Source organism: Saccharospirillum alexandrii, from assembly GCF_004000275.1.
In the GTDB taxonomy this organism is placed as follows: domain Bacteria; phylum Pseudomonadota; class Gammaproteobacteria; order Pseudomonadales; family Natronospirillaceae; genus Saccharospirillum; species Saccharospirillum alexandrii.
Genome location: NZ_RCIP01000001.1, coordinates 1,476,965 through 1,501,516, shown reverse-complemented (window position 1 = coordinate 1,501,516; position 24,552 = coordinate 1,476,965). Strand labels below are relative to the sequence as shown.

At 57.6% G+C, this 24,552-nt stretch carries 19 protein-coding genes; 9 read left to right on the top strand and 10 right to left on the bottom strand.

What is annotated here, in order from left to right:
- The first annotated feature begins 31 nt into the window (after positions 1-31).
- The 3 genes from exaC (at position 32) to EP166_RS06685 (ending at position 4,463) form a co-directional block, all read left to right on the top strand.
- Positions 32-1,555, top strand: a complete 1,524-nt coding sequence (exaC, locus tag EP166_RS06695; protein ID WP_127555985.1) for an acetaldehyde dehydrogenase ExaC — start codon at positions 32-34, stop codon at positions 1,553-1,555.
- Positions 1,556-2,118: 563 nt separating this feature from the next.
- On the top strand, positions 2,119-3,603 hold the full coding sequence (locus EP166_RS06690) for a SulP family inorganic anion transporter (protein WP_127555984.1): 1,485 nt from the start codon (positions 2,119-2,121) through the stop codon (positions 3,601-3,603).
- Positions 3,603-4,463, top strand: a complete 861-nt coding sequence (locus EP166_RS06685) for a universal stress protein (RefSeq protein WP_127555983.1) — start codon at positions 3,603-3,605, stop codon at positions 4,461-4,463. The genes EP166_RS06690 and EP166_RS06685 overlap by 1 nt, the downstream gene beginning before the upstream one ends.
- Before the next feature lie 16 nt (positions 4,464-4,479).
- Here EP166_RS06685 and EP166_RS06680 read toward each other — a convergent pair whose 3' ends face one another.
- The 5 genes from EP166_RS06680 to EP166_RS06660 all read right to left on the bottom strand — a co-directional run bounded on the left by EP166_RS06680 (position 4,480) and on the right by EP166_RS06660 (position 8,131).
- On the bottom strand, positions 4,480-4,860 hold the full coding sequence (locus EP166_RS06680; protein WP_127555982.1) for a hypothetical protein: 381 nt from the start codon (positions 4,858-4,860) through the stop codon (positions 4,480-4,482).
- Positions 4,857-5,405, bottom strand: a complete 549-nt coding sequence (locus tag EP166_RS06675; RefSeq protein WP_127555981.1) for an LOG family protein — start codon at positions 5,403-5,405, stop codon at positions 4,857-4,859. Before EP166_RS06675 ends, EP166_RS06680 begins: the two co-directional genes overlap by 4 nt.
- A 52-nt stretch (positions 5,406-5,457) precedes the next feature.
- Positions 5,458-5,970 carry a hypothetical protein gene (locus tag EP166_RS06670; RefSeq protein ID WP_127555980.1) on the bottom strand — a complete coding sequence of 171 codons (513 nt, stop codon included), beginning with the start codon at positions 5,968-5,970 and terminating at the stop codon, positions 5,458-5,460.
- 122 nt (positions 5,971-6,092) lie between these two features.
- On the bottom strand, positions 6,093-7,865 hold the full coding sequence (locus EP166_RS06665; protein WP_127555979.1) for a sodium:solute symporter family protein: 1,773 nt from the start codon (positions 7,863-7,865) through the stop codon (positions 6,093-6,095).
- Positions 7,866-7,870: 5 nt separating this feature from the next.
- Positions 7,871-8,131: a DUF4212 domain-containing protein gene (locus tag EP166_RS06660; RefSeq protein ID WP_028670398.1), complete on the bottom strand. Its 261-nt coding sequence runs from the start codon at positions 8,129-8,131 to the stop codon at positions 7,871-7,873.
- A gap of 236 nt (positions 8,132-8,367) precedes the next feature.
- Between EP166_RS06660 and EP166_RS06655 the strand changes: the two genes are divergently transcribed.
- A complete protein-coding gene (locus EP166_RS06655) occupies positions 8,368-9,204 on the top strand; it encodes a putative RNA methyltransferase (protein ID WP_127555978.1) in 837 nt (278 codons plus the stop codon).
- A 308-nt stretch (positions 9,205-9,512) separates the two neighbouring features.
- Here the strand turns inward: EP166_RS06655 and aceF are convergent, their stop codons facing one another.
- From aceF to hexR, 5 genes are all read right to left on the bottom strand, one after another.
- Complete coding sequence (gene aceF / locus EP166_RS06650) at positions 9,513-11,456, bottom strand: pyruvate dehydrogenase complex dihydrolipoyllysine-residue acetyltransferase (protein ID WP_127555977.1); 1,944 nt, start codon at positions 11,454-11,456, stop codon at positions 9,513-9,515.
- A 36-nt stretch (positions 11,457-11,492) separates the two neighbouring features.
- Positions 11,493-14,150: a pyruvate dehydrogenase (acetyl-transferring), homodimeric type gene (gene aceE, locus EP166_RS06645; RefSeq protein ID WP_127555976.1), complete on the bottom strand. Its 2,658-nt coding sequence runs from the start codon at positions 14,148-14,150 to the stop codon at positions 11,493-11,495.
- Between the two features lie 257 nt (positions 14,151-14,407).
- The gene (gene pyk, locus EP166_RS06640; protein ID WP_127555975.1) at positions 14,408-15,850 is read right to left on the bottom strand and encodes a pyruvate kinase; all 1,443 of its coding nucleotides are present in this window, start codon (positions 15,848-15,850) and stop codon (positions 14,408-14,410) included.
- A 92-nt stretch (positions 15,851-15,942) separates the two neighbouring features.
- Positions 15,943-16,968 carry a type I glyceraldehyde-3-phosphate dehydrogenase gene (gene gap, locus EP166_RS06635; RefSeq protein WP_127555974.1) on the bottom strand — a complete coding sequence of 342 codons (1,026 nt, stop codon included), beginning with the start codon at positions 16,966-16,968 and terminating at the stop codon, positions 15,943-15,945.
- A 401-nt stretch (positions 16,969-17,369) separates the two neighbouring features.
- Positions 17,370-18,230, bottom strand: coding sequence for a transcriptional regulator HexR (hexR, locus tag EP166_RS06630; protein WP_028670392.1), 861 nt, complete (start codon positions 18,228-18,230; stop codon positions 17,370-17,372).
- Between the two features lie 314 nt (positions 18,231-18,544).
- On the opposite strand from hexR, the gene zwf reads away from it, so the two are divergent.
- From zwf to EP166_RS06605, 5 genes are read left to right on the top strand one after another with little or no spacing between them, the layout of a single operon-like run.
- Complete coding sequence (gene zwf, locus EP166_RS06625) at positions 18,545-20,026, top strand: glucose-6-phosphate dehydrogenase (protein ID WP_127555973.1); 1,482 nt, start codon at positions 18,545-18,547, stop codon at positions 20,024-20,026.
- A gap of 12 nt (positions 20,027-20,038) precedes the next feature.
- Positions 20,039-20,737, top strand: coding sequence for a 6-phosphogluconolactonase (pgl, locus tag EP166_RS06620; protein WP_220432492.1), 699 nt, complete (start codon positions 20,039-20,041; stop codon positions 20,735-20,737).
- Positions 20,738-20,779: 42 nt separating this feature from the next.
- Positions 20,780-22,615, top strand: coding sequence for a phosphogluconate dehydratase (gene edd, locus EP166_RS06615; protein WP_127555972.1), 1,836 nt, complete (start codon positions 20,780-20,782; stop codon positions 22,613-22,615).
- Positions 22,608-23,618: a glucokinase gene (glk, locus tag EP166_RS06610; RefSeq protein WP_127555971.1), complete on the top strand. Its 1,011-nt coding sequence runs from the start codon at positions 22,608-22,610 to the stop codon at positions 23,616-23,618. Before edd ends, glk begins: the two co-directional genes overlap by 8 nt.
- A gap of 52 nt (positions 23,619-23,670) precedes the next feature.
- Entirely contained in the window at positions 23,671-24,306 is a 636-nt protein-coding gene (locus EP166_RS06605; protein WP_127555970.1) for a bifunctional 4-hydroxy-2-oxoglutarate aldolase/2-dehydro-3-deoxy-phosphogluconate aldolase, read from the top strand.
- The last annotated feature ends 246 nt before the right edge of the window (positions 24,307-24,552 follow it).

The window sequence follows — 24,552 nt, the reverse complement described above, 5'->3', positions numbered from 1 at the left end:
CACAAAACAACAACAGCAAGAGGTAACAACCATGCTCTATTCGCACCCCGGCCAGCCCGATTCTCCCGTCTCCGTAAAAACGCGATATGGCAACTTTATTGGCGGACAATGGGTCGAACCCGTTAAGGGCCAATACTTTGATAATGTGTCGCCAGTGACGGGCGATATCTTCTGCCAGATTCCGCGCTCCAGTGCCGAAGACATCGACCTGGCACTCGATGCCGCCCATGCCGCCAAGGCCGCCTGGGGGGCAATGTCGGTCACCGCGCGCTCCAACCTCCTGCTGAAGATTGCCGACCGGCTTGAACAAAACCTGGAAATGATTGCCATCGCCGAAACCTGGGATAACGGCAAGGCCGTGCGGGAAACCCTGAATGCCGATGTACCACTGGCGGTGGACCACTTTCGTTATTTTGCCGGGGCGATTCGTGCGCAGGAAGGCTCCATCGGTGAGATCGACGGGCACACCGTTGCCTATCATTTTCACGAACCGCTGGGCGTGGTCGGGCAGATCATTCCCTGGAATTTTCCGCTGTTAATGGCCGCCTGGAAGCTGGCTCCGGCACTGGCCAGCGGCAACTGCATCGTGTTGAAGCCAGCCGAGCAGACGCCTTGGTCCATTCTGAAGTTCATTGAACTGATTGAAGATCTGCTGCCAGCGGGTGTGTTGAATGTTGTGAACGGCTACGGAGCTGAAGCCGGCCAGGCACTGGCGACCAGCAAGCGCATTGCTAAAATTGCCTTCACCGGCTCCACGCCAGTCGGCTCGCACATTCTCAAATGTGCCGCTGAAAACATCATTCCCTCTACTGTAGAACTCGGTGGCAAGTCACCCAACATCTTCTTCGAAGACGTGATGCAACATGAAGACAGCTACCTGAGCAAGTGCATCGAAGGGGTCGTGCTGGCGTTCTTTAACCAGGGTGAAGTCTGCACCTGCCCCTCCCGTTTGCTGGTGCATGAATCGATTTACGACGAGTTCATGAAGAAAGTGATTGAACGCACCAACCAGATCAAACGCGGTAACCCACTCGATACCGATGTGATGGTCGGCGCTCAGGCATCACAGGAGCAATTCGACAAGATCATGGGCTATTTTGCTATTGGCCGGGAAGAAGGCGCTGAGTTCCTGCTGGGCGGTGATCAGCTGGGCACAACGGAAGGCAAGTACGAGTCCGGCTTCTACATTCAGCCAACGCTGATTAAAGGCCACAACAAGATGCGCGTCTTCCAGGAAGAAATCTTTGGCCCGGTGGTGTCGGTCACCACCTTTAAAGATGAGGCCGAAGCGCTGGAAATCGCCAACGATACCGAGTTCGGCCTGGGCGCCGGATTGTGGACACGGGATATGAATCGGGCCTACCGCATGGGCCGCGGCATCGAAGCCGGCCGCGTCTGGACCAACTGCTACCACCATTACCCGGCACACGCGGCCTTCGGTGGCTACAAGAAATCCGGTGTCGGCCGCGAAAACCACAAAATGATGCTCGATCACTACCAGCAGACCAAGAACCTGCTGGTCAGCTACGACGTGAACCCTATGGGCTTCTTCTAGTTGGTGCCTATAGTCCGTGCCAGACACCGGGTGTACCTATCTGGGGTCGGCGTGAACCCATCCATGGGGCCTAGGCTGCAGCATCCATGCTGCAGACTACCCCAGATAGGTACACCCGACGCCTGACACTCGGTTTGTTGCTCAATTTACATTTGACCCCTTTTCTCCAAGGTTTGGAGCTTGCAGCAGGAGAGCGAAGGGTGGTGGGGCTGCTCTTGCGGGGGTATCTGAGGCATGGATGCCGAAGTTAAGCCTACATGGAAGTATTCACGGCGCCCCCGCAAGAGCAGCCCTACCACCCTTCGCGGGTTCAAGGCGATGCAGCTGCTTGAACTCCGGAACTTGGTTTCCGGGGGTTGTTATCTACTCCCCAGCCGCTATTATGCGCGTCCCTTTACCGACTGAGCCTGCAGCACCCATTGTGATTCTTACGCCACCCTAGCGCACCATCCCATCTCTGCAGACGCCTATGTCTGACCTAATCTGTTCATCCAGGACACGCATCCTGTATGGCTCGCCGATACGCGGCACTTAATCGTTAACTCGTACCCTCTGAGGTCCCTATGTTGTTATCTTCTACCCGAAAAGACTGGTTCGGGAATGTTCGTGGCGATGTGCTCGCCGGTTTGGTTGTTGCTCTCGCGTTGATCCCCGAAGCCATTGCCTTTTCCATCATTGCAGGTGTTGACCCCAAGGTTGGCTTGTACGCGTCCTTCTGCATCGCCGTTGTCGTCGCCTTTACCGGCGGCCGGCCGGGTATGATTTCGGCCGCCACCGGCGCCATGGCATTGTTGATGGTGACGCTGGTGAAAGAGCATGGGCTCGAATATCTGCTGGCGGCAACGCTGTTGACCGGTGTTCTGCAGATAGTGATCGGCTATTTGCGCATGGGCGAGCTGATGCGCTTTGTATCGCGCTCAGTGGTCACGGGCTTTGTGAATGCCCTGGCGATTCTGATCTTTATGGCGCAATTGCCGGAGTTGACCAATGTCACCTGGCACGTCTATGCGATGACGGTAGCCGGCCTGGGCATCATTTATCTGTTTCCGCTGATCAACAAAACCATCCCCTCGCCGCTGGTGACCATTGTTGTACTCACGGGCGTAAGCATGGTTCTGGGGCTTGAAATCAGAACGGTGGGCGATCTGGGCGAACTGCCGGATACCCTGCCCATGTTTCTGTGGCCTGATGTGCCGCTGACCCTTGAAACCCTGCAAATCATTTTCCCCTATGCGTTTGCGCTGGCCATGGTCGGGATTCTCGAATCGCTGATGACAGCGACCATTGTCGATGATCTGACCGACACCCCCAGCGATAAAAATCGCGAGTGCAAGGCCCAGGGCGTTGCCAACATCGGTTCTGGCCTGATGGGTGGCATGGCCGGTTGCGCCATGATCGGACAGTCGGTCATCAACGTTAAATCGGGCGGTCGTGGGCGTTTGTCGACGCTGATTGCCGGCGTCGTTCTGCTGATCATGGTGGTCTTTCTGAACCCCTGGGTGTCGCAGATACCGATGGCCGCCCTGGTGGCGGTGATGATCATGGTCTCTATCGGTACCTTCAACTGGGGCTCGTTCAAAGACCTTAAGACATACCCTCTGTCGACCAATATTGTGATGGTCGTTACCGTTGTCGTTGTGGTCTGGACGCACAACCTGGCCTACGGTGTCTTTGCGGGCGTGCTGCTGGCGGCATTGTTCTTTGCCAACAAGGTGGGGCACTTTATGTATGTAACCAGCGAGCTGGATGAACAGACCGATACCCGCCGTTACAGCGTCATCGGCCAGGTCTTCTTTACGTCATCCGAGAAGTTTTTGGCGTCATTCGACTTCAAAGAAGCCGTCGATCATGTTGTTATTGACCTGACCCGTGCTCATTTCTGGGACATCACCGCCGTGGGCGCACTCGACAAGGCCGTGATCAAGTTCCGCCGTGAAGGGGCACAGGTTGAGATCATTGGCCTGAACGAAGCCAGTGAAACCATCGTTGACCGCTTTGGGGTGCACGATAAACCCGAAGAGATCGACAAAGTGTTAGGAGGTCACTGATGTTTAACAACGACAATAAAATACTGGCCTGTATCGACGGTTCCAAATACAGCCAGTCGGTCTGTGACTATGCCGCCTGGATCAGCCAGCGCACGGGTGCCCCCTTGCAGTTATTACACAACCTGGAGCATCCGGTGGGTGCTTCTACGGCTGACCTGTCCGGTGCCATTGGGCTGGGCAGCCGCGATACGCTGTTGCAGGAACTGACCGAAGTCGAAGAGCAGCGTAACCGGCTGATGATGGAGCAGGGTAAGCTGATGCTGGCGGCTGCCAAAGAGCGGATCGGGCAGGGCGGTACTGAAGCCTCGACCAAACAGCGCCACGGTAGCCTTACAGAATCCCTGATCGAGATGGAAGACGACATTCGCGTTCTGGTGCTGGGTATTCGTGGCGAAGAGCACGAGCAGGACACCACACACCTGGGCGCCCACTTGGAAGCGACCATACGCGCCCTGCACCGACCCATTTTGGTGGTAAACACCGAGTTTAGGGTGCCCGAGAAAGTCATGCTGGCCTACGATGGCAGCGATGCCTCCAGCAAGGCACTCGACATGCTGGCGCAAAGCCCGCTGTTTAAAGGCATCCCGGTGCACCTGGTCACGGTAGGGGAAGACCCGGCTGACTCAAACACCTTGCAGCACAAGGCAACAGAGGTGTTGCAGGCCGCGGGTCATAACGTTACTGCGGTCACCCTGGACGGTAAGCCGAGTGAAACGCTGGTGAGCTACCAGGCCGAGCACGATATTGATCTGACGCTGATGGGCGCCTTCAGCCATACCCGTTTGCGCGAGCTGGTGCTGGGCAGTCTGACCGCCAAGGTGCTGTTGAAGTCCAACAAGCCGTTGTTGTTGTTGAGGTAACGCCTGGCTCTGCAAATCAGGGGTCGTCCGATGTATCGGCTTCCCCACTATCCTGCTCCACTTCCTTCCGCCAGACCTTCAGCACATAGATGTACAGCATGACCACCAGTGCAGCGGCCAGGCCTGAGGCCAGTATCGACGGTTGTTCAACCGCATCCGGGTTCATGGTCAGCCCCAGGCCGCCAATGGTGAAGACTTGCTGCGGCATAAGCCAGCGTTTGCGCGGGCGCCCGGTTAGAGTGGCGCGCAGGGTGAAATGCAGGGCCATGGGTGCGACCGCCAGCAGAACCCCCCACCAGGGCGCAGGTTCTGCCCCGTTCAGCAGGGCGAGAAGGGCTACTGTGGCGGCCACACCCAGCAAACCGGTGTAGGCGCGCATGAAAAAAGCGATGTTCATTGGGGCCGGACCTGGCTTTCCAGGGTGGTCAGCAGGCTGTCGACCGTCGATTCGATGATCAGTGTGGTCGTGAGGTCGGCCCAGGCGAAGCCCTGCTCGGTCATTCGGGTGATCATGGTGAGCAGCGGATCGTAGTAACCCCTGTGATTCAGAATGGCCACCGGCTTGTTGTGGTAGCCCAGCATCTGCCAGGTCCAGACTTCAAACAGCTCCTCCATGGTGCCTGGCCCGCCGGGCAGCGCGACAAAGGCATCGGCTGGGTCGGCCATGCCGGCCTTGCGTTCATGCATGGTGTCGACGACCTGCAATTCCGTGATACCCGGATGAGCGACTTCCCGGTCGACCAGTGCTTTGGGCATCACACCCAGCACCTGGCGGCCACCGGCCAGCACGGCATCGGCCACCGCGCCCATCAGGCCAATGTTGGCGCCGCCGTAAATCAGATCATGCTGTCGCCGGGCCATTTGTTGGCCCAGGTTCGTGGCCAGATCGATGTATTCCGTACTATAACCGCTTTTTGAGCCGCAATAGACTGCTATTTGCATGACGTTCCCCTGATGAATGGCGCTGCAAGAATGCCACCTTCAGCGCCCAATCTCAAAGTGCTTGGCAGGCTTCAGTCATGATAGTGCTGTCTTGATCAAGGGTGCGGATGTCATTGACCTGGGCCTCTCCGGCTTCGGTCATGGGTACCAGCTCGGTCGTGGTGCAGTTGAGCAGATAGGTTTGATAGGTCACCTGGTCGATGTGTTGTTTTTCAAAGCGATACATCACGAAGCGGACAATGGTGTCGCCATCTTGTTCGCGCTGAACTCTGTTGTTCACATCAAGCACGGTAAAGGCATTGATCATGGGGTAAACCATGGTCCAGGGGCGCCAGACCTGGTTGGGGGACTCGGTCGAAACCACCACGGAACCCTCGGGGAGCTGCGCCTGTTTCAACTCGAACCAGCTGTACTCAAAGTTGATCTGGTAAGCCAGCATGCCCGCACCGGCAAAGACCGGGATGATCCATCGGGGTAATTTCTTTCGGCTGAGAAAACGTAGGAAAAGGCCAATGCCAGCGGCACCCAGGCCCGATACTGCAATTGCGATTAAATGCCATAACATGAACGGTTAACCCTGAAATAAAACGGGCCTCCAAGTGGAAGCCCGTGGGAGAAACTGTGGTCCTGTCAGTGTACCTGTGCCGACTCCCGGGAGCGAGAGTCAGCGGCTGTACACCGGATCAATCAGTGACTGAGGTGACTCGCTGCGCCAGCGCCTTTCGGATAGCGAACGCTTTCAACCAGTTCCTGAATTTCTTTCGGTGGTGCATCGGTCGCGTTGGAGACGAGGAAGGCAACGCCGAAGTTGATCATAGCACCGACAGCCCCGAAGGACAGTGGTGAAATACCAAACAGCCAGTTGTCAGCCGTGTTGGCCAGCATGTTGGTGTCTGGAATGAAGAACCAGCCGAGGTAGGTGAAGATGTACAGCAGCGTGGACAACAGACCTGCCAGCATTCCGGCGATCGCACCCTTGTCGTTCATGCGGGTCGAGAAAATGCCCATCATGATCGCCGGGAAGATCGAGGCAGCCGCAATACCAAACGCCAGAGCCACCGTCTGCGCTGCGAACCCGGGTGGGTTGAGGCCCAGATAGGTTGCCAGCAGAATGGCACCGCCCATGGAGATACGGGCAGCCAGCATTTCACCTTTTTCACTGATGTCTGGTTTGAGGGTTTTCTTGATTAAATCGTGACTGATGGCCGAAGAAATGGCCAGCAACAAGCCTGCTGCTGTCGACAGGGCCGCCGCGATACCGCCCGCTGCAATCAAACCGATAACCCAGCCTGGCAGGTTGGCAATTTCAGGGTTGGCCAATACCAGGATGTCGTTGTTAACGGTCAGTTCATTGCCTGCCCAGCCACGAGATTCTGCGGTGTCTTCAAACGAAGGTACGGCATTGTAGAACTGGATGCGACCGTCGTTGTTCTTGTCGTCGAAGTTCACCAGACCGGTTTCTTCCCAGCTGCGAATCCACTGCGGCCGCTCGTCATAGGCCAGCGCAGGGGCTTCGGCACCATCCGGGAAGACGGTGGTCAGCAGGTTCAGACGAGCCATTGAAGCAACGGCAGGGGCTGTCAGGTACAGCAGGGCGATGAACACCAGTGCCCAGCCGGCAGACCAGCGTGCGTCAGCCACTTTAGGTACGGTGAAGAAACGGATGATCACGTGGGGCAGACCCGCAGTACCGATCATCAGTGACAGGGTAAACAGCACCATGTTCAGCTTGTTGGACACGTCAGCCGTGTAGTCCCGGAAGCCCAGCTCACGGACCACTTCATCCAGTTTGGCCAGCAATGGCATGCCGGAGTCAGTATGCTCGCTGAACAGACCGAACATCGGAATCGGGTTGCCCGTCAGTTGCAGTGAAATAAAGATCGCCGGAATGGTGTAGGCGATGATCAGCACGACATACTGGGCTACCTGAGTATAGGTAATGCCTTTCATGCCGCCGAATACCGCGTAGAAGAACACAATGACCGCCGCGATCCAGATACCTGCTGTACTGCTCACTTCCAGGAAGCGTGAGAAGGCAACACCAGCACCGGTCATCTGACCGATTACGTAGGTAACCGAAGCCACGATCAGACAGACAACGGCGACCAGACGCGCCTTGCTGCTGTAGAAACGGTCGCCAATGAAGTCAGGCACGGTAAACTTGCCGAACTTGCGCAGGTAGGGTGCCAGCAGCATGGCCAGCAACACATAGCCACCTGTCCAACCCATCAGGAAGGTTGAGTTGGCGTAACCACCGGCGGAAATCAGGCCCGCCATGGAGATGAACGAGGCAGCCGACATCCAGTCGGCCGCTGTTGCCATGCCGTTGGTCACCGGGTTGATGCCGCCACCGGCGACGTAGAATTCTTTGGTAGAGGATGCCCGGGCCCATATCGCGATACCGATATAAAGCGCAAAGGAGCCGCCAACAAAGATCAGGTTAATTGCAAATTGACTCATCTGCCTTACTCCCCGAGGTCGAATTTCTTATCGAGTTTGTTCATCTTCCAGGCGTAGAAGAAGATCAGACCGATAAAGCTGAGAATTGAACCCTGTTGAGCAAACCAGAAGCCGAGGTCGGTGCCACCGAATTGAATTCCGGCCAGTAACGGACGAAACAGAATGGCGCAACCGTATGACACAAAAGCCCAGACGATCAGGCAACCCAGAATCAATCTCAGGTTGGCCGACCAATACTGCGCCGCTGGGGATTTTTCATCACTCATGATGTGTTCTCCGTCTTATTGTTGTTGAACGAGCTAGAGAGTGCGCGGTGTTCTTAAGAATACCCAACGCTATGGTGCATAATTGCAGTGTCCATTGAAAAGCCAGACTTTAGTCGCATGGGGGAAGGGCAAGCTGTTAGCTGCGAGCTTTGAGCTGTTAGATAAGAGCAGGGATAGGCCGTACCTGGTTGGGCTTTTTCGGTACAATGGCGTCACATTTCCGGCCCAAGTTGATCATGCCTGTTACCGCTTTTCACCGCCTCGTCTGTCCATTGGACGGCCAGCCCCTTACGCGCCAGAGCCAAGCCTGGCAGTGCCCCCAGGGGCATAGCTTCGATATTGCCCGCCAGGGCTATGTGCATTTGTTACCGGTTCAAAAAAAACGGTCGAAAGACCCGGGCGACAGCAAGGCCATGGTGGCGGCCCGGCAACGGTTTCTGAACGCGGGCCATTATCAGTGCATTGCTGACGCGCTCAATGAGGCAGTGCTGCAGGCGTTGCCCGCTGATACTGCCTGTCTGGATGCCGGCTGTGGCGAGGGCTATTACCTGCGACAGCTTGGCCAGGCGGTGCCGGAAGGTATTGAATTGCAGGTGCTGGGGCTGGATGTGTCCAAATGGGCCGTGCTGTCGGCCGCCAAACAGGACCCGGCTCCCGCCTGGGTGGTGGGCACCAATGCCCATATCCCGGTCCCGGACAACAGCCTCGATCGCGTGCTCTGTGTGTTCGGCTTTCCGGTATTCAACGAGTTTACCCGGGTATTGAAGCCAGGAGGGCGGCTGATCATGGTCGACCCGGGGCCGGACCATCTGCGTGAACTACGAGACATTATTTACCCCAGTGTCACCGAACGACCTGAAGGGGAACGTGTTGTGCCCGAATCGTTTCAGGAGGTGAGCCGGGAAACTGTTCGCGAAACAATTGTGCTGGAGGGCGGATCAAACATTGCGGACCTGCTAGCGATGACACCGCATTTATACCGGGCACCCGCTGAAGGCCTGGCCAGAGCCGCCGAACTGACCCGGCTGCAACTGACACTCGATGTGCGGATTCAGGTGTTGGAAGTGACTTAACTCAAGTTTCGGAGTTCGCTAGCAAAGGATTAGCACCGGATGCCAGGTAGAGCCATCGAGGGTGGTCCGCAGCAGGGACTAAAACGCCAGGAGCGTTTTAGCATGAGCGTAGCGAGCCCGAAGGGTGAATCCCATGGATGGGATTCATATCATGCGGTCTAGGCCCCATGGAAGGGTTTACGCCGACCCCACAAGGGTTCATCCGGTACCCGTTGCGGGCTATTGCTGCCCAGCCAACCCGAACTCCGGAATTTGACATAAAAAAACCCGGCCTGGGCCGGGTTGATTGAATCGCTATAAGGGGCTTTTTACAGCACCAGTCTGCGAATGTCGCTCAGTACCTCGGTCAGGTAGGTCGCGAACTTGGCCGCATCGGCCCCGTTTACGGCCCGGTGATCGTAGGACAGCGACAGCGGCGTGAAGGTACGCGGCACGAATTCCTTGCCGGTCCAGTGCGGTTTCACCTGGTTCTTGGAGACACCGAGGATGGCCACTTCAGGCGCGTTCACAATGGGCGTGAACGCAGTACCGCCGAGGCCACCAAGGCTGGAGACGGTAAAGCAGCCACCGCGCATCTCGTCAGACTTCACCTTGCCATCCCGACCGCGCTTGGCGTAGTCGATGATCTCTTCGGCAATCTGCCAGATCGACTTCTTGTCGGCATCGCGAATCACCGGAACAATCAGACCGTTTGGCGTGTCGACCGCTATGCCGATGTGCACGTAGTGCTTCTGGACGATGCGCTTGCCATCGGCCATCAGCGACACGTTGAAGTTCGGGAACTCCAGTAACGCCGAAGCACAGGCTTTAACGATGAACGCCAGCGGGCTGATCTTGATGCCACGCTTCTCCATTTCGCCTTTCAGCGATTGGCGGAAGGCCTCGGTATCGGTCACATCGGCTTCGTCGAACTGAGTCACATGCGGAATGTTCAGCCAGTTACGCGCCATGTTCTGGGCGGTGATCTGCTGAATCCGGGTCAGGTCTTTCACCTCGACGTCACCGAACTTGCTGAAGTCCTGATCCGGCACGCTTGGAATGCCGGCACCGCCAGCAACCTGGGCAGGTTCCTGAACGCGCTTCTTGACCCAGGCGGCTACGTCGTCTTTTACGATGCGGCCTTTCGGGCCGGAACCAGGCACCAGCGCCAGGTCGACGCCGAACTCACGGGCCAGCTTGCGCACCGCAGGGCCGGCATGCACGGTCTTGGACGGACGCACCGGAGCGTCGTCGTGGGCCGTTGCCAGGGTCGCCGGTTGTTCTTCGGCGGCGGCTTTGGGGGCCGGGGCACTGGACTTGGCTGGCGTGTCGTCAGGCTTGGCAGAAGACGCTTCACCACCGCTGACTTTCAGTTTCAGCAGCGGCGTGCCTTCACTGACCTTGTCGCCGGTCTTGACCAGCACTTCAACCACTTCACCGGCTTCCAGGGCAGGGACTTCCATGCTGGCCTTGTCGGTTTCCAGAACGACCATGGGGTCATCGATCGCCAGGGTGTCGCCAGGCTTAACCGAGACTTCGATGACATCCACTTCAGACGCATCGCCAAGGTCTGGCGTATTGACCGTGATTACGCTGTCTTTGCCACCACCTGATGACGCAGGCGCGTCCGATTGTTTGGCGTTGTCGTCGCTTTCCTGGCTGTTATCCGCCGACGATTCCGCACCGTCCGCCGATTTCACTTCTACCAGAACGCTGCCTTCTTTAACCTGGTCGCCTTCCTTGATCTTGATTGAGACCACTTCACCGGCGACATCAGATGGCACTTCCATGCTCGCCTTGTCGGATTCGAGCACCACGATGGGGTCGTCGACCTCAATGGTATCGCCGACCTTGACGTTGATTTCAATCACGCCGGCTTCGTCCATGCCGATGTCCGGCACCTTGACGGAGACGACCTCGCCACCGCTTTTGGAGGCTTCTTTTTGGGCCGGTTTTTCGGCCTTTTCTGCAGACGGCTTGTCAGCTTTCTCATCCGATTTTTCATCAGACGCTGCACTGTCGTCGCTGTCGGAGTCGCCTTCAATTTCCAGGTACAGAATTTCGTCGCCTTCTTTGAGGCTATCGCCTTCTTTTACTTTCACCTGGGTGACTTTCCCGGCTTTGGGCGACGGGACATCCATGGAGGCCTTGTCCGACTCCAGTACAATCAGGGTATCGTCTTCGCTGACGGTATCCCCGGCTTTGACGCTGACCTCAATAACCGAGGCCTCGTCCATTCCCAGATCGGGAACCTTAATGATTTCAGTTGCCATGTATGACTCCTAAATCCGCTCGTATCCTGTACCCGATCAAGACAGCGCCGGGTTGGGTTTGTTGGGGTCGAGGTTGAACTGTTTCAGCGCCTTGGTGACGTCTTTCGCATCAACAGTGCCTTCTTCCGCGAGGGCGTTCAGAGCGGCGACAACGATCCAGTAACGGTCGACTTCAAAGAAGTGACGCAATTTCTCGCGCGAGTCGCTGCGGCCAAAGCCGTCGGTACCCAGCACGTGGTAGTTGTGCGGAACCCACTTACGGATCTGGTTGGCGTAGTTTTTCATGTAATCGCTGGCGGCAATCACCGGACCACGGCGGCTTTCCAGCATCTCGGTCACGTACGACTTCTTCTTGTCGCGTTCCGGGTTCAGCAGGTTGTCGCGGTCGGTGTTCAGGCCATCGCGGGTCAGTTCGTTGTAGCTGGTGACGGCCCAGACATCGGCCTGCACGCCAAAGTCATCGCGCAGCAGGGTGGCAGCGGCCCGTACTTCCTGAAGGATGGAGCCGGAGCCAAACAACTGAACCGCCTTCTTGCCTTTCTTGACGCCGTCTTCAAGCAGGTACATGCCGCGCTTGATGCCATCGACCATCGCCTCATCGAGACCCGGGTTGTGGTAGTTCTCGTTCAGCGTCGTGATGTAGTAGAAGACGTTTTCCTGGTCTTCAACCATGCGCTTCATGCCTTCCTGAACGATGGTGACCAGTTCGTAGCCATAGGTGCAGTCGTAGGTGACGCAGTTCGGAATGGTGCCGGCCAGTACGTGGCTGTGGCCATCCTGGTGCTGCAGGCCTTCGCCGTTCAGGGTGGTGCGGCCCGAGGTGGCACCGATCAGGAAGCCACGCGCCTGGAGGTCACCGGCAGCCCAGGACAAATCGCCCACGCGCTGGAAGCCGAACATTGAATAGTAGATGTAGAACGGAATCAGCTGGCGGTTGTAAGTGCTGTAAGCCGTTGCGGCCGCCAGCCAGGAGCTGAATGCGCCACTTTCGTTGATGCCTTCTTGCAGGATCTGACCCTTAACGTCTTCCTTGTACCACATCACCTGGCCTTTATCCTGAGGGATGTACAGCTGGCCATTGGGTGAATAGATACCGAACTGACGGAACAGACCTTCCATACCGAAGGTACGGGCTTCGTCCGGAACGATCGGCACGATGCGGTCGCCGATGTTCTTGTCTTTCATCAGCGTTGAAATCAAGCGCACAAAAGTCATGGTGGTCGAGATTTCACGATCGCCGCTGTCTTTGGTCAGCGCTTCGAACGATTCCAGCGACGGCACCTTCAACTGCTCTTTGGCGGTCTGGCGACGCATTGGAATGTAGCCGCCGAGGTCATTGCGGTGCTTGCGGATGTACTGCATTTCCGGGCTGTTTTCGTCCGGGCGGTAGAACGGAATCTTGCCTGCTTCCAACTCTTCATCGGAAATCGGCACACCACAGCGGTCGCGGAAGGTTTTCAGATCGTCAACGCTCAACTTTTTCAGGGAGTGCGTGGCGTTCTTGCCTTCACCGGCTTCAATGCCGTAACCCTTGACGGTGTGCGCGAGAATGACCGTCGGCTGACCGTTGTTGTCGTTCACAGCGCGATCGAAGGCCGCATAGACCTTATAGGGGTCGTGGCCACCGCGGTTCATGCGGTAGATGTCTTCGTCGCTCATATCCTTGACCATCTCGGCCAGTTCCGGGTACTTGCCGAAGAAATGTTCGCGGGTGTAGGCACCACCGTGCGATTTGAACGCCTGCAGTTCGCCATCGACGACTTCGTCCATGCGCTTCTGCAGTAGGCCCTTGCTGTCTTTGGCGAACAGTTTGTCCCACTGACGACCCCAGACTACCTTGATGACGTTCCAGCCGGCACCGCGGAACATGCCTTCCAGTTCCTGGATGATCTTGCCGTTACCGCGGACCGGCCCATCGAGGCGCTGCAGGTTGCAGTTAATGACGAAGTTGAGGTTGTCGAGGTGTTCACGACCGGCCAGTGAAATGGCACCCAGTGATTCCGGCTCGTCGGTTTCGCCATCGCCGAGGAAAGCCCAAACCTTGCCGCCCTTGTCGATTTCGCCACGGTTTTCCAGGTAACGCATGACGTGCGCCTGGTAAATCGCCTGAATCGGGCCAAGCCCCATCGAAACAGTCGGGAATTGCCAGTAATCGGGCATCAGCCAGGGGTGGGGGTAGGAAGACAGACCCTTGCCGTCGACTTCACGGCGGAAGTTGTCGAGCTGCTCTTCCGACAGCCGGCCTTCAACGAAGGACCGCGCATAAATGCCCGGCGAAATGTGGCCCTGGAAATAAACCATGTCACCCGGGTGGGTATCGGTCGGGGCGCGCCAGAAATGGTTGAAACCCATGTCGTACAGAGTGGCCGAGGACTGAAAGCTGGAAATGTGACCGCCCAGTTCATCACCGCTCTTGTTGGCGCGAACTACCATGGCCACGGCGTTCCAGCGAATCATGGCGCGGATCTTACGCTCCATGTCGTTGTCGCCCGGGTACTTGGGTTCTTCGTCCAGGGTAATGGTGTTGCGGAACGGTGTGTTCAGCGCAAAGGGAACATCCGGACCGCCCTTGGTGATGTTGTCGGACAAACGCTTGAGCAGGAACTGCGCGCGGTCATTGCCTTCTTCACGCATAACCGATGCCAGGGCATCAAGCCATTCCTGCGTTTCAATCGGATCGATATCGTGTTCCATAAAGTTCAGACCTCTTCCCCTATGGGTTGAATCATCAGAGTAGATTCACAAGTTGCGAGCCGGTGTGATAAGCACTGGCCCGTTTGAAATAATGGTGTAACTCTAGCCTACTATTGTCAGCTTGTGGCCGGGTTAGCGTGATTTCGCATTCTGGCGAAATTTCGCTTTTTGCTAACCCTGAAACAACAAACGGCAGCCACAGGGCTGCCGTTTTGAATTGTCGCTTTAGATGGTCATCGCGATCGTGGCCGCCCTTTTTACAGGATATTCCCAACGCTGACAATCTTAAGAGTATTGGTGCCACCATGCACACCCTGGTGATCGCCGTAGCTGAGCAGCACCAGATCACCGTCCTTGACAATGCCGCGATGCTTGAGTTCATCCACCGCGCGCTTGTTAACCTGTTCGATCGGGCCGGCGGAGACGTCAAAGGCGATGGCTTCCACACCCCGATACAACGCGCACTTGCGCTGAGTCAGCTCCTGACGGGTCATGGCGTAGATCGGCATGCCAGAGCTGATGCGCGACATCCAGCGCGGCGTCGAGCCCGATTCGGTCATACAGACAATGGCTTTCACGCCCTTCAGGTGGTTGGCGGTGTACATCACCGACATCGCAATGGCTTCATCGATGCGGTGGAACTCTGTGTTCACCCGGTGGCGCGACTGCGTTGTCAGCGGGTGCTTCTCGGCACCCAGGCAGACATCGTTCATCGCTTTCACGGTTTCCACCGGGTAGTCGCCAGCGGCGGTCTCAGCAGAACACATCACGGCATCGGTGCCATCGAGTACCGCGTTCGCCACGTCGAACACTTCCGCCCGGGTTGGGAACGGGTTGTCGATCATCGACTCCATCATCTGGGTGGCGGTAATCACAACACGGTCGAGTGTCCGGGCCCGCTTGATGATGTGCTTCTGCACGCTGATCAGCGCCGGGTCGCCAATTTCAACGCCCAGGTCGCCACGCGCGACCATGACGACATCGGACGCGAGGATAATGCGATCGAGGTTGTCGTGGTCCAGCACCGCTTCGGCACGTTCCAGCTTAGCCACGATCTCTGCTGTTGAACCGGCTTCGGCCAGCAGCTGACGGGCTTCGTTCATGTCTTCGGCATTGCGCGGAAATGACACGGCGATGTAGTCAACACCAATGGCCGCTGCGGTCTTGATGTCTGCCTTGTCTTTCTCGGTCAGTGCCTTGGCCGACAAGCCACCGCCCAGCTTGTTGATGCCCTTGTTGTTCGACAGCGGGCCGCCCTGGGTCACGGTCGTGTGAACGGCGTTGCCTTCCACTTTATCGACCTGAACCTTTACCCGGCCATCATCCAGCAAGTAGATGTCGCCGGGCTTGCTGTCGGCGGCCAGTTCCGGGTAGTCGATGCCAACCCGGGTGGCATCACCGGCGTTTTTGTCGAAGTCGACATCGAGTATGAATGCCTGGCCGTCTTCGAGCTGGACTTTGGTGTCCTTAAAGCGGGCAATGCGGATTTTCGGGCCTTGCAGGTCGCCGAGTATACCGACGTGAAGACCGTGCTTTTTCGCAATGGCGTGAACTTCATCGGCACGACGCTGATGATCTTCCGGGCTGCCGTGCGAAAAGTTCAGGCGAACGACGTTGGCGCCCGCAAGAATCAGTTTTTCAAGCACGCCATCGCGATCGGTGGCTGGGCCCAGGGTGGTGACGATTTTGGTACGTCTCATGGTATCTCTGATCTCTTGTTGTCGGGTCTGGCTGTGACACTCAGATCTTTACTCGCAGAAAAGCCCGGGTCAACCGGGCTTTTCTGGGGGACTTACTTGGCGTTCATCAGGGCAACGGTGCTGTCCAGCATACGGTTGGAGAAGCCCCATTCGTTGTCATACCAGGACATAACCTTGACCAGACGACCCTGAACGCGGGTTTGAGTCGCGTCAAAGATCGAGCTGAAGCTGTTGTGGTTATAGTCGGAAGACACCAGCGGTTCCACGTTGACGTCGAGTACCTTGGCCAGGTTCTTGTCGGCTGCAATGGCATCGGAGATGGCTTTGTTGATGCCCTCGACAGTGACGTCCTTGCTGGCGGTGAAGGTCAGGTCAACCAGCGATACGTTGGCGGTCGGAACACGCACGGCCATGCCGTCGAACTTGCCTTCCAGTGCCGGAACAATCTTGCCAACCAGAGCGGCGGCGCCGGTCTTGGTCGGGATCATGTTCAACGCAGCGGCGCGGGCGCGGTACAGGTCTGAGTGATAGACATCGCTCAGACGCTGGTCGTTGGTGTAGGAGTGAATCGTGGTCATCAGACCGCTTTCAATGCCAACGGCGTCGCTCAATACTTTGGCAACGGGTGCCAGGCAGTTGGTGGTGCATGAAGCGTTGGAAATGACCGTCATGTCACTGGTCAGGATGCTGTCGTTGACGCCGAAAACCACGGTGGCGTCCACTTCCTTGCCTGGAGCAGAGATGATGACTTTCTTGGCGCCGGCGGCAATGTGCTTGCTGGCGCTGGTCTTGTCGGCGAACAGGCCGGTGCACTCGTACACCACATCCACGTTCAGCTTGCCCCAGGGCAGGTCGGCCGGGTTGCGCTCGGAGAAAATGCTGATTTTGTCGCCGTTGACGTACAGCGCTTCGTTGTCGGAGGTCACCTCAAAGCCGAAACGACCGTGAACGGTGTCGTACTTGGTCAGGTGAGCGTTGGTTTTGGAATCACCCAGGTCGTTGATGGCAACGATCTCGATCGGGTAGTCCTTGCCAGCCTGGTTGGCTTCATACAAGGCGCGCAGAACATTGCGGCCGATGCGGCCATAACCGTTAATAGCAACGCGGATCTTGGACATGGTGTGCTCCTTAGCGTTAATGAGGCGGTGTTTGAGCCACCGCCGGATTGTTTTAAATAAGCTCGTCTGGTCGCAACCCGGTGTCACCGGGACGTCTGACCAGATCAGCCGCCCGCAGGCGCCTGATGAAATTCGTTGTCGGTTTTGCTAGCCCTGCCGTAACGGCACCGTCCCCGATTGATCTCGCCAGTGGGTGTGGTTACCCAGTCTAGTGGGCGAGTTGCGGTGTAGCTAACTTTCATAGTTATACAACAAAACGGGCGCATTCTGCCAGCTTCAGGACAGATTTCACAGTTATTTGTAGTTTTATTACATCTTTGTGTGTGTTTACACCGCTGATACGCAGCAACAGACCTGAGGGCTCAGGCCTGCAAGAGAGTGGGGTCGTTGCGGGCCAGCTGTTATTCGCTGTCGGGTGATTTAAACCGGGTATCGGCCAGGGCGGCCTTGATGCGCTTCAGGTGGCTCTGAAACTCGGGGCCGTGCTTGAGGATGACGCCGGTGGCGAGCACATCAATGATGGTCAGGTGCACGATGCGCGAGGTCATGGGCGTGTAGATGTCGGTGTTTTCCGGGCTGTCGACGCCGAGCAGAATATGGCTTTCTTCCGACAGGGGCGTGTGCGGCTGGGTGATGGTGATCACCGTCGCGCCGGACTCGCGGGCAATGCGAGCGGTCTCGACCAGCGCTATGGTACGGCCAGTATTGGAGATAATGATGACCACATCGCCGGGCTTGGTGGCCGCAGCCGCCATGCGCTGTTGCAGCACATCAATATAGGCAACGCAGGGCGTGTTAAGGCGAAACAGCTTGTGCTGGGCGTCCATGGCGACACTGCCGGAAGCGCCCAGACCGTAAATTTCAATGCGCCGCGCCTGGGCCAGGGCGTCGACTGTGCGGCTCAGCGCATTGGGGTCGATGGAGCGCTTGGCGTCGCTGATGGCGCTCATCGTCGCCTCGAATATCTTGCTGCTGTATTCCTCGACGTTGTCGCTCGATTCCACATTGCGGTTAACGTAGGGCGTGCCGGTGGCCAGGCACTGGGCCAGTTTCAGCTTGAAATCGGGGAAGCCGGTGCAATCGAGGCTGCGGCAGAAGCGGTTTACGGTGGGTTCTGACACGTTGGCCGCTTTGGCCAGGCTGGCAATGCTGGAGCGAATCGCCTTGTTCGGATCCTCAAGAATGACGTTGGCCACCTTGCGCTCACTTTTGCTCAGGCAACTGGGGTTGGACTTGAGACGCTCCAGAATGTTCACAGACATGGACTGACAATCCTTGGTTGATTGCATGGGGTGCTGCAAACGCGCCAACCCCCCGGGTTGAGTGTTCGCGATTGTAGGGAATTCAACCCGCTGGCGAAAGCACACTGTGTGACTATCTTTTCCCTCAGACCTAATAACGACATGATTGACACCCAGTATGGTCGCCGTTCACATTGTTGTAAAATTACAAATATGGGCGACATAGGGCTTTCTTTGCCGTAAAATTGAAAATAAATTACAACACGGCGTGCCTGCCCGGCCAACCAGCCAGGCTCATTCAGCCCGCCGGAACCGCATTTGACCTGGAGTGATCTATGCAACACAACACGACCTGTTTCCCTTGTAACGTCGTTATTTTCGGCGGCAATGGCGATCTGGCCATACGCAAACTGCTGCCTGCGCTGTACAACCTCGATCGGGGCGGTTATTTGTGCGAGGGCACTCAGGTCATCGGCGCTTCCCGGACCGACATCGGCCGCGATGGCTACATCGAAATGGTTCGCCAGGGCATCGACGAGTTCGGCGACCCAGATTGCTGGGACGAAGCCGTCTGGGAACGGTTTAAGGATCGCCTGAACTACGTCGCCGTTGACGCCCGCAATCTCGACAGCTTCAAACTGTTAAAGAAGGCGCTGGGCAAATCCTTCACTCAGAACGACACCGTTTACTATATGTCGACCGCGCCCGACTTCTTTGGCGATATCACTGACAATCTGGCCGCTGCCGGTCTGGTCAGCGACCGCACCCGGGTGGTAATGGAAAAGCCCATCGGCAAAAGCCTGGAATCGTCCAAAACCATCAATGATGCCGTTGCCCGTTCGTTCCCCGAGAAGAACATCTATCGCATCGACCATTACCTCGGCAAGGAAACCGTGCAAAACCTGCTCGCGGTTCGCTTTGCCAATGCGCTGTTCGAACCGGTCTGGACCAATGCCCACATCGACAACGTGCAGATCACCGTGGCCGAAACCGTCGGTGTGGAAGGCCGCTGGGGTTACTACGATGACTCCGGCGCCCTGCGCGACATGATTCAGAACCACTTGCTGCAATTGCTCAGCCTGGTGGCCATGGGCGTGCCCGTTTCGCTGGATGCCGAAGCGGTCCGGGCGGAAAAACTCAAAGTCCTGAAATCACTGAAGAAGATGTCGGTTGACCGGGTGCGGCGCAACACCGTGCGGGCCCAATACACGGCGGGCAATATGGATGGCCGCAAGGTGCCGGGCTACAAGGAAGAGGAAGGCGGCGTGCCCGACTCGCAAACCGAAACGTTTGTTGCCATTCGCGCCGATATTCACAACTGGCGCTGGCGCGGTGTGCCGTTTTATCTGCGTACCGGCAAACGCCTGCCCGCTCGCTACAGTGAAATTGTGATTCAGTTTAAAGACGTGCCGCATTCCATTTTCCCCGGCACCGCCAACATGAGCCCGAACAAGCTGGTAATCCGTTTGCAGCCCGAAGAATCCATTCAGCTGTACATGATGAACAAGCTGCCCGGCCTGGGCGAAGGCATGGAGGTTACTCCCGTGACCTTGAACCTGACGCTGCCCGACCGCATCGCGGATTCACGCGTGCCTGAAGCCTATGAACGGTTGATTCTCGATGTAATACGCGGCAACTCGACTCTCTTTGTGCATCGCGATGAAGTTGAAGCTGCCTGGGTTTGGGCTGACGCCATACTGGACAGCTGGGCGACCGCTACGGTTGATCCGCACGTGTATCCGGCAGGAAGCTGGGGCCCGCAAGCGGCGTTTGAACTGGTGGCGCGCGATGGCCGCAGCTGGCACGAAACCAATTAAGGAGCCTGCACCATGACCATGACACAACACGATTTCGACAGCCGTGATGCGCTGACCGACGCCCTGGCCGGTGACATACTGACCCGCCTCAAGGCCGACATTGAAGCCAAAGGTGAGGCCGGGCTGGCGGTATCAGGCGGGCGCACCCCGGTGGCCCTGTTTCAGGCACTGAGCCAGGCGGATCTCGACTGGAGCAAGGTGACCGTTACCCTGGTGGATGAACGCTGGGTCTCGCCTGACCACGACGACAGCAATGAAAAACTGGTGCGCACCCACTTGCTGCAAAACAAGGCCGCCGTCGCGCGTTTTATTCCGCACAAAACGGCGGCTGAGTCGCCCTTTGAAGCCGAGTCGGAATTGAACAAGGCACTGGCCGCCTTGCCCGATCGGCTAACCGTATCGATTCTGGGCATGGGAGAAGACGGCCACACCGCGTCGTTCTTCCCGGGTGCAGATACTCTGGCAAAAGCCCTCGATGCCGGCCTGCACAGCGACTGTTGTGCGGTGGTGCCCAAGACCGCACCACACCCGCGCATGACGCTGACGCTGCAACGCATTCTGCGCAGCGACTGGATCGTATTGCACCTGACCGGTGCCGGTAAGAAACCGGTGCTTGAAGCTGCCCTGGTTGACGGGCCCGTCACCGAGCTACCGGTTCGCAGCGTGCTGAAGCAAGACCAGACACCGGTGTCTGTGTACTGGGCCGAATAAGCGTTTTCGGCAGTGGCGTCACTGTCCAAACAGGAGTGAATAATGAACACCGAATTGATTCGCGTCACCGAACGCATTGTTGAACGCAGCTGGGCTTCGCGTCAGTTGTACCTGACGCGCATGAAGGACGCGGGCGATAACATTCCGGACCGCAAGCAGCTCAGCTGTGGCAACCTGGCACACGGCTTTGCCGCCTGTAACGAAACGGAAAAGAACACCATCAAGATGATGAACGCTGCCAACCTCGGCATCGTCACAGCCTACAACGACATGCTCAGCGCGCACCATCCCTATGAGCGTTTTCCCGGCATCATCAAGGCAGCTGCCCGCGACATGGGCTGCACCGCTCAGGTTGCGGGTGGAACGCCTGCCATGTGCGACGGCGTGACTCAGGGTCAGCCGGGCATGGAACTGAGTCTGTTCAGCCGAGACAACATCGCCATGTCGGCGGGCATTGGTCTGTCGCACAACATGTTCGACGCGGCACTTTACCTGGGTGTGTGCGATAAAATCGTACCCGGACTCGTCATGGGCGCGTTGCGCTTTGGTTATCTGCCCACCGTCTTTGTACCGGCTGGCCCGATGCCATCCGGCTTGCCCAACAGTGAGAAAGCCCGCGTCCGGCAGGAGTATGCCCAGGGCAAGGTTGGGCGTGATGCGTTGTTACAGGCCGAATCGGATTCCTATCACAGCGCGGGTACCTGTACCTTTTACGGCACCGCCAACACCAACCAGATGCTGATGGAATTCATGGGCCTGCACCTGCCGGGCAGCAGTTTTGTGAATCCGGAAAACAGCATGCGCGATGCACTGACCCGCGAGGCCACGCAGCAGGCAGTGCGCATCACCAAGCAAAACGGTCAGTACACTCCGTTGTATGAAGTGCTCACTGAAAAAGCCTTTGTGAATGGCCTGGTCGGTCTGCTCAGCACGGGCGGTTCCACCAACCTGACCATTCACCTGATTGCCATGGCGCGTGCCGCTGGCATTGTGCTGACCTGGGAAGACTTTTCCGACCTGTCCCGCGTGGTTCCCTCGCTGGCCAAGGTGTACCCGAATGGCATGGCCGACGTGAACCACTTTCACGCCGCCGGCGGGCTTGGCTACCTGATCGGTGAATTGCTCGATGGCGGTCTGTTGCATGACGACGTCAAGACCATCATGGGCAGCGGTCTGCGCAAGTACACCGAAGAGCCATTCCTCGAAAGCGATGACATTGTGTTCAAGCCGGGCGCTGGCAAATCGCTTAGTGAAGACATCGTTCGCCCGGTCAGCAACCCGTTCAGCCCTGAAGGGGGCTTGCATGTGATCAAGGGCAACCTGGGCACGGGCGTTATTAAAGTGTCTGCCGTTAAGGCTGAACACCAGCACATTGAAGCACCGGCGGTGATATTCGAAAGCCAGCACGATTTGCAGGCCGCCTTTGAAGCGGGCGACCTGAACAAGGATTGCATTGTCGTGGTCCGCTTTCAGGGCCCGAAAGCCAATGGCATGCCTGAATTGCATAAGCTGACGCCGCCTCTGGGTGTCCTGCAAGATAAAGGCTACAAGGTGGCCCTGGTAACGGACGGTCGCATGAGCGGTGCCTCTGGCAAGGTGCCGGCAGCGATTCACCTGTCGCCGGAAGCCAGTGAAGGCGGACCGCTCGCTCGCGTACAAGCCGGTGACATGATCAAGCTCGACGCCCACACCGGTGAGCTGAACATCCAGGTCGACCCGGCTGAATTTGCGGCGCGCACCCCGGTTATTGGTGATTTGAAAGCCAATCAGTTTGGTGTTGGTCGCGAACTGTTTGGGCATATGCGCAGCGCAGTTAGCACGGCTGAAGAAGGCGCAACGGTATTCCGGTTTGAAGATTCCGAGGTGAACAATGGCTGAATACGGACTGGTCGCCGATATTGGCGGCACCAACGCGCGCTTCGCGCTGGCGCCGATCAAACACTTTGATCCGCTGGCCGGCTTGCCACTGACCGAACAGGATCTGGTCGCCGTCGCCGCGCTGAACGGGGCTGAGTACGAGACCATTGCGGACGCCATTCTGGCGTATCTTGCCGGGCCGGCTGCCGACTACGAACGGCCGCATCATTCTGTGATGGCGATCGCCTGTCCGACCGACCAGGACCAGATCACCATGACCAACCACACCTGGTCCTTTAAAGTCAGCGAGCTGAAGGCCAAGCTCGGCTTTGAAACCCTGGTGTTCGTGAACGATTACAACGCTCTGGCCAACTCGATTCCGCAGCTCGACAGCGACGGGCTGGTTAAGGTGGGGCGTGGTGACGCGGTACCTGGTTTGCCAATGGCCGTGACCGGCCCGGGAACGGGCTTGGGGCTGGCGGGACTGGCCTTTGGTGAAGCCGGCCCGGTAACCCTGCAGACCGAAGGGGGGCACGCGCATTTCGCCCCTACCGACGAGGTCGAGATCGGCATTTTGCAATTTCTGCTCAACAAGTATGAGCGTGTGTCGATCGAGCGACTGGTGTCGGGCATGGGTATTGAAAACATTTATCAGGCGCTGTGCCATCTGCGCGGTGTGGCTGCAGAGAGCCTGAAAGCCCCGGATATTTCAGCCCGGGCGCTGGATAAGACGGACCCACTGTGCGAAGAGACCCTGGCCCGTTTCTGCGCCATTCTGGGCAGCTATGCCGGTGATGTCGCGTTGACGCTGGGTGCCAAGGGCGGGGTTTACATCAGCGGCGGCATCGTACCGCGTTTCCTGCCTTATTTTCAGAACAGCCAGTTCCGCTCCCGGTTCGAGGCCAAAGGACGTTTAAGCGGCTTTAACCAGCCGATACCCACGTACGTTGTCGTCGCCAGACAGCCCGGTTTGCTCGGGTCGGCGGCGGTGCTGAATCATCGATTGAATACAGTAACCGCCTGACGGGTGTGCAACACCCCGCCGCGGTTACTCACGTTTACGCAGAGAGAAGAATATGAGCTATCAAGTCCAGGATATCCTTGAACACGCCTTTCCGGTTATGCCGGTGTTGGCGGTCAGCCGCGTCGAAGACGCCCAGCCACTGGCCCGTGCCCTTAAAGCGGGCGGCCTGACGGTGCTGGAAGTGACGCTGCGCACCAGTGCGGCGATCGACGTGATTGCCGAGATGAAAAAAGTGGAAGGCATCATTGTGGGTGCCGGCACCGTAACCCGGGTTGAACAACTGAAACAACTGGAAGCCGTCGGTGCCGATTTTGCCATCAGCCCCGGCGCAACACCGCGCCTGCTCGAAGCCGGCCAGCAAACCTCGATGCCGTTTCTGCCAGCCATCGCCAGCGTGTCGGAAATGATGCAGGGGCTGGAGATGGGTTACGAACATTTCAAATTTTTCCCGGCTGCTGCCTCGGGCGGTGTGTCTGCGCTGAAGGCCTTTGCCGGGCCCTTCCCGGATGTGAAGTTCTGCCCCACCGGCGGTATTTCGGTGAATGACTTCACCCAGTATCTGGCGCTGCCCAATGTGGTGTGCGTTGGAGGCTCCTGGGTGGTGCCGGCCGATGCGCTGAATCAGGGCGACTGGGCACGCATTGAGCAGCTCGCCCGTGAAGCCTGTGAGTTGGCGAAGCAGGCCTGAAGCTCATGGTACTTGGTTGCCAGTGGTACGTGCCAGTTGCCGGGTATACCTATCCGGGGTCGGGCGGAATGCCGCCCACTCAACCCTTCCGTGGGGCCTAGACCGCAGCCGAGGCGTCGGACCGATCCTTACTGCGGACTACCCCGGACAGGTATACCCGGCACCCGGCACTTGCTTGGGTGCTGGCTCTGAAACTTTTTCCGATATCCGTTTTACAACGCCTGAGTCATAAGGCACAAAGGTTGC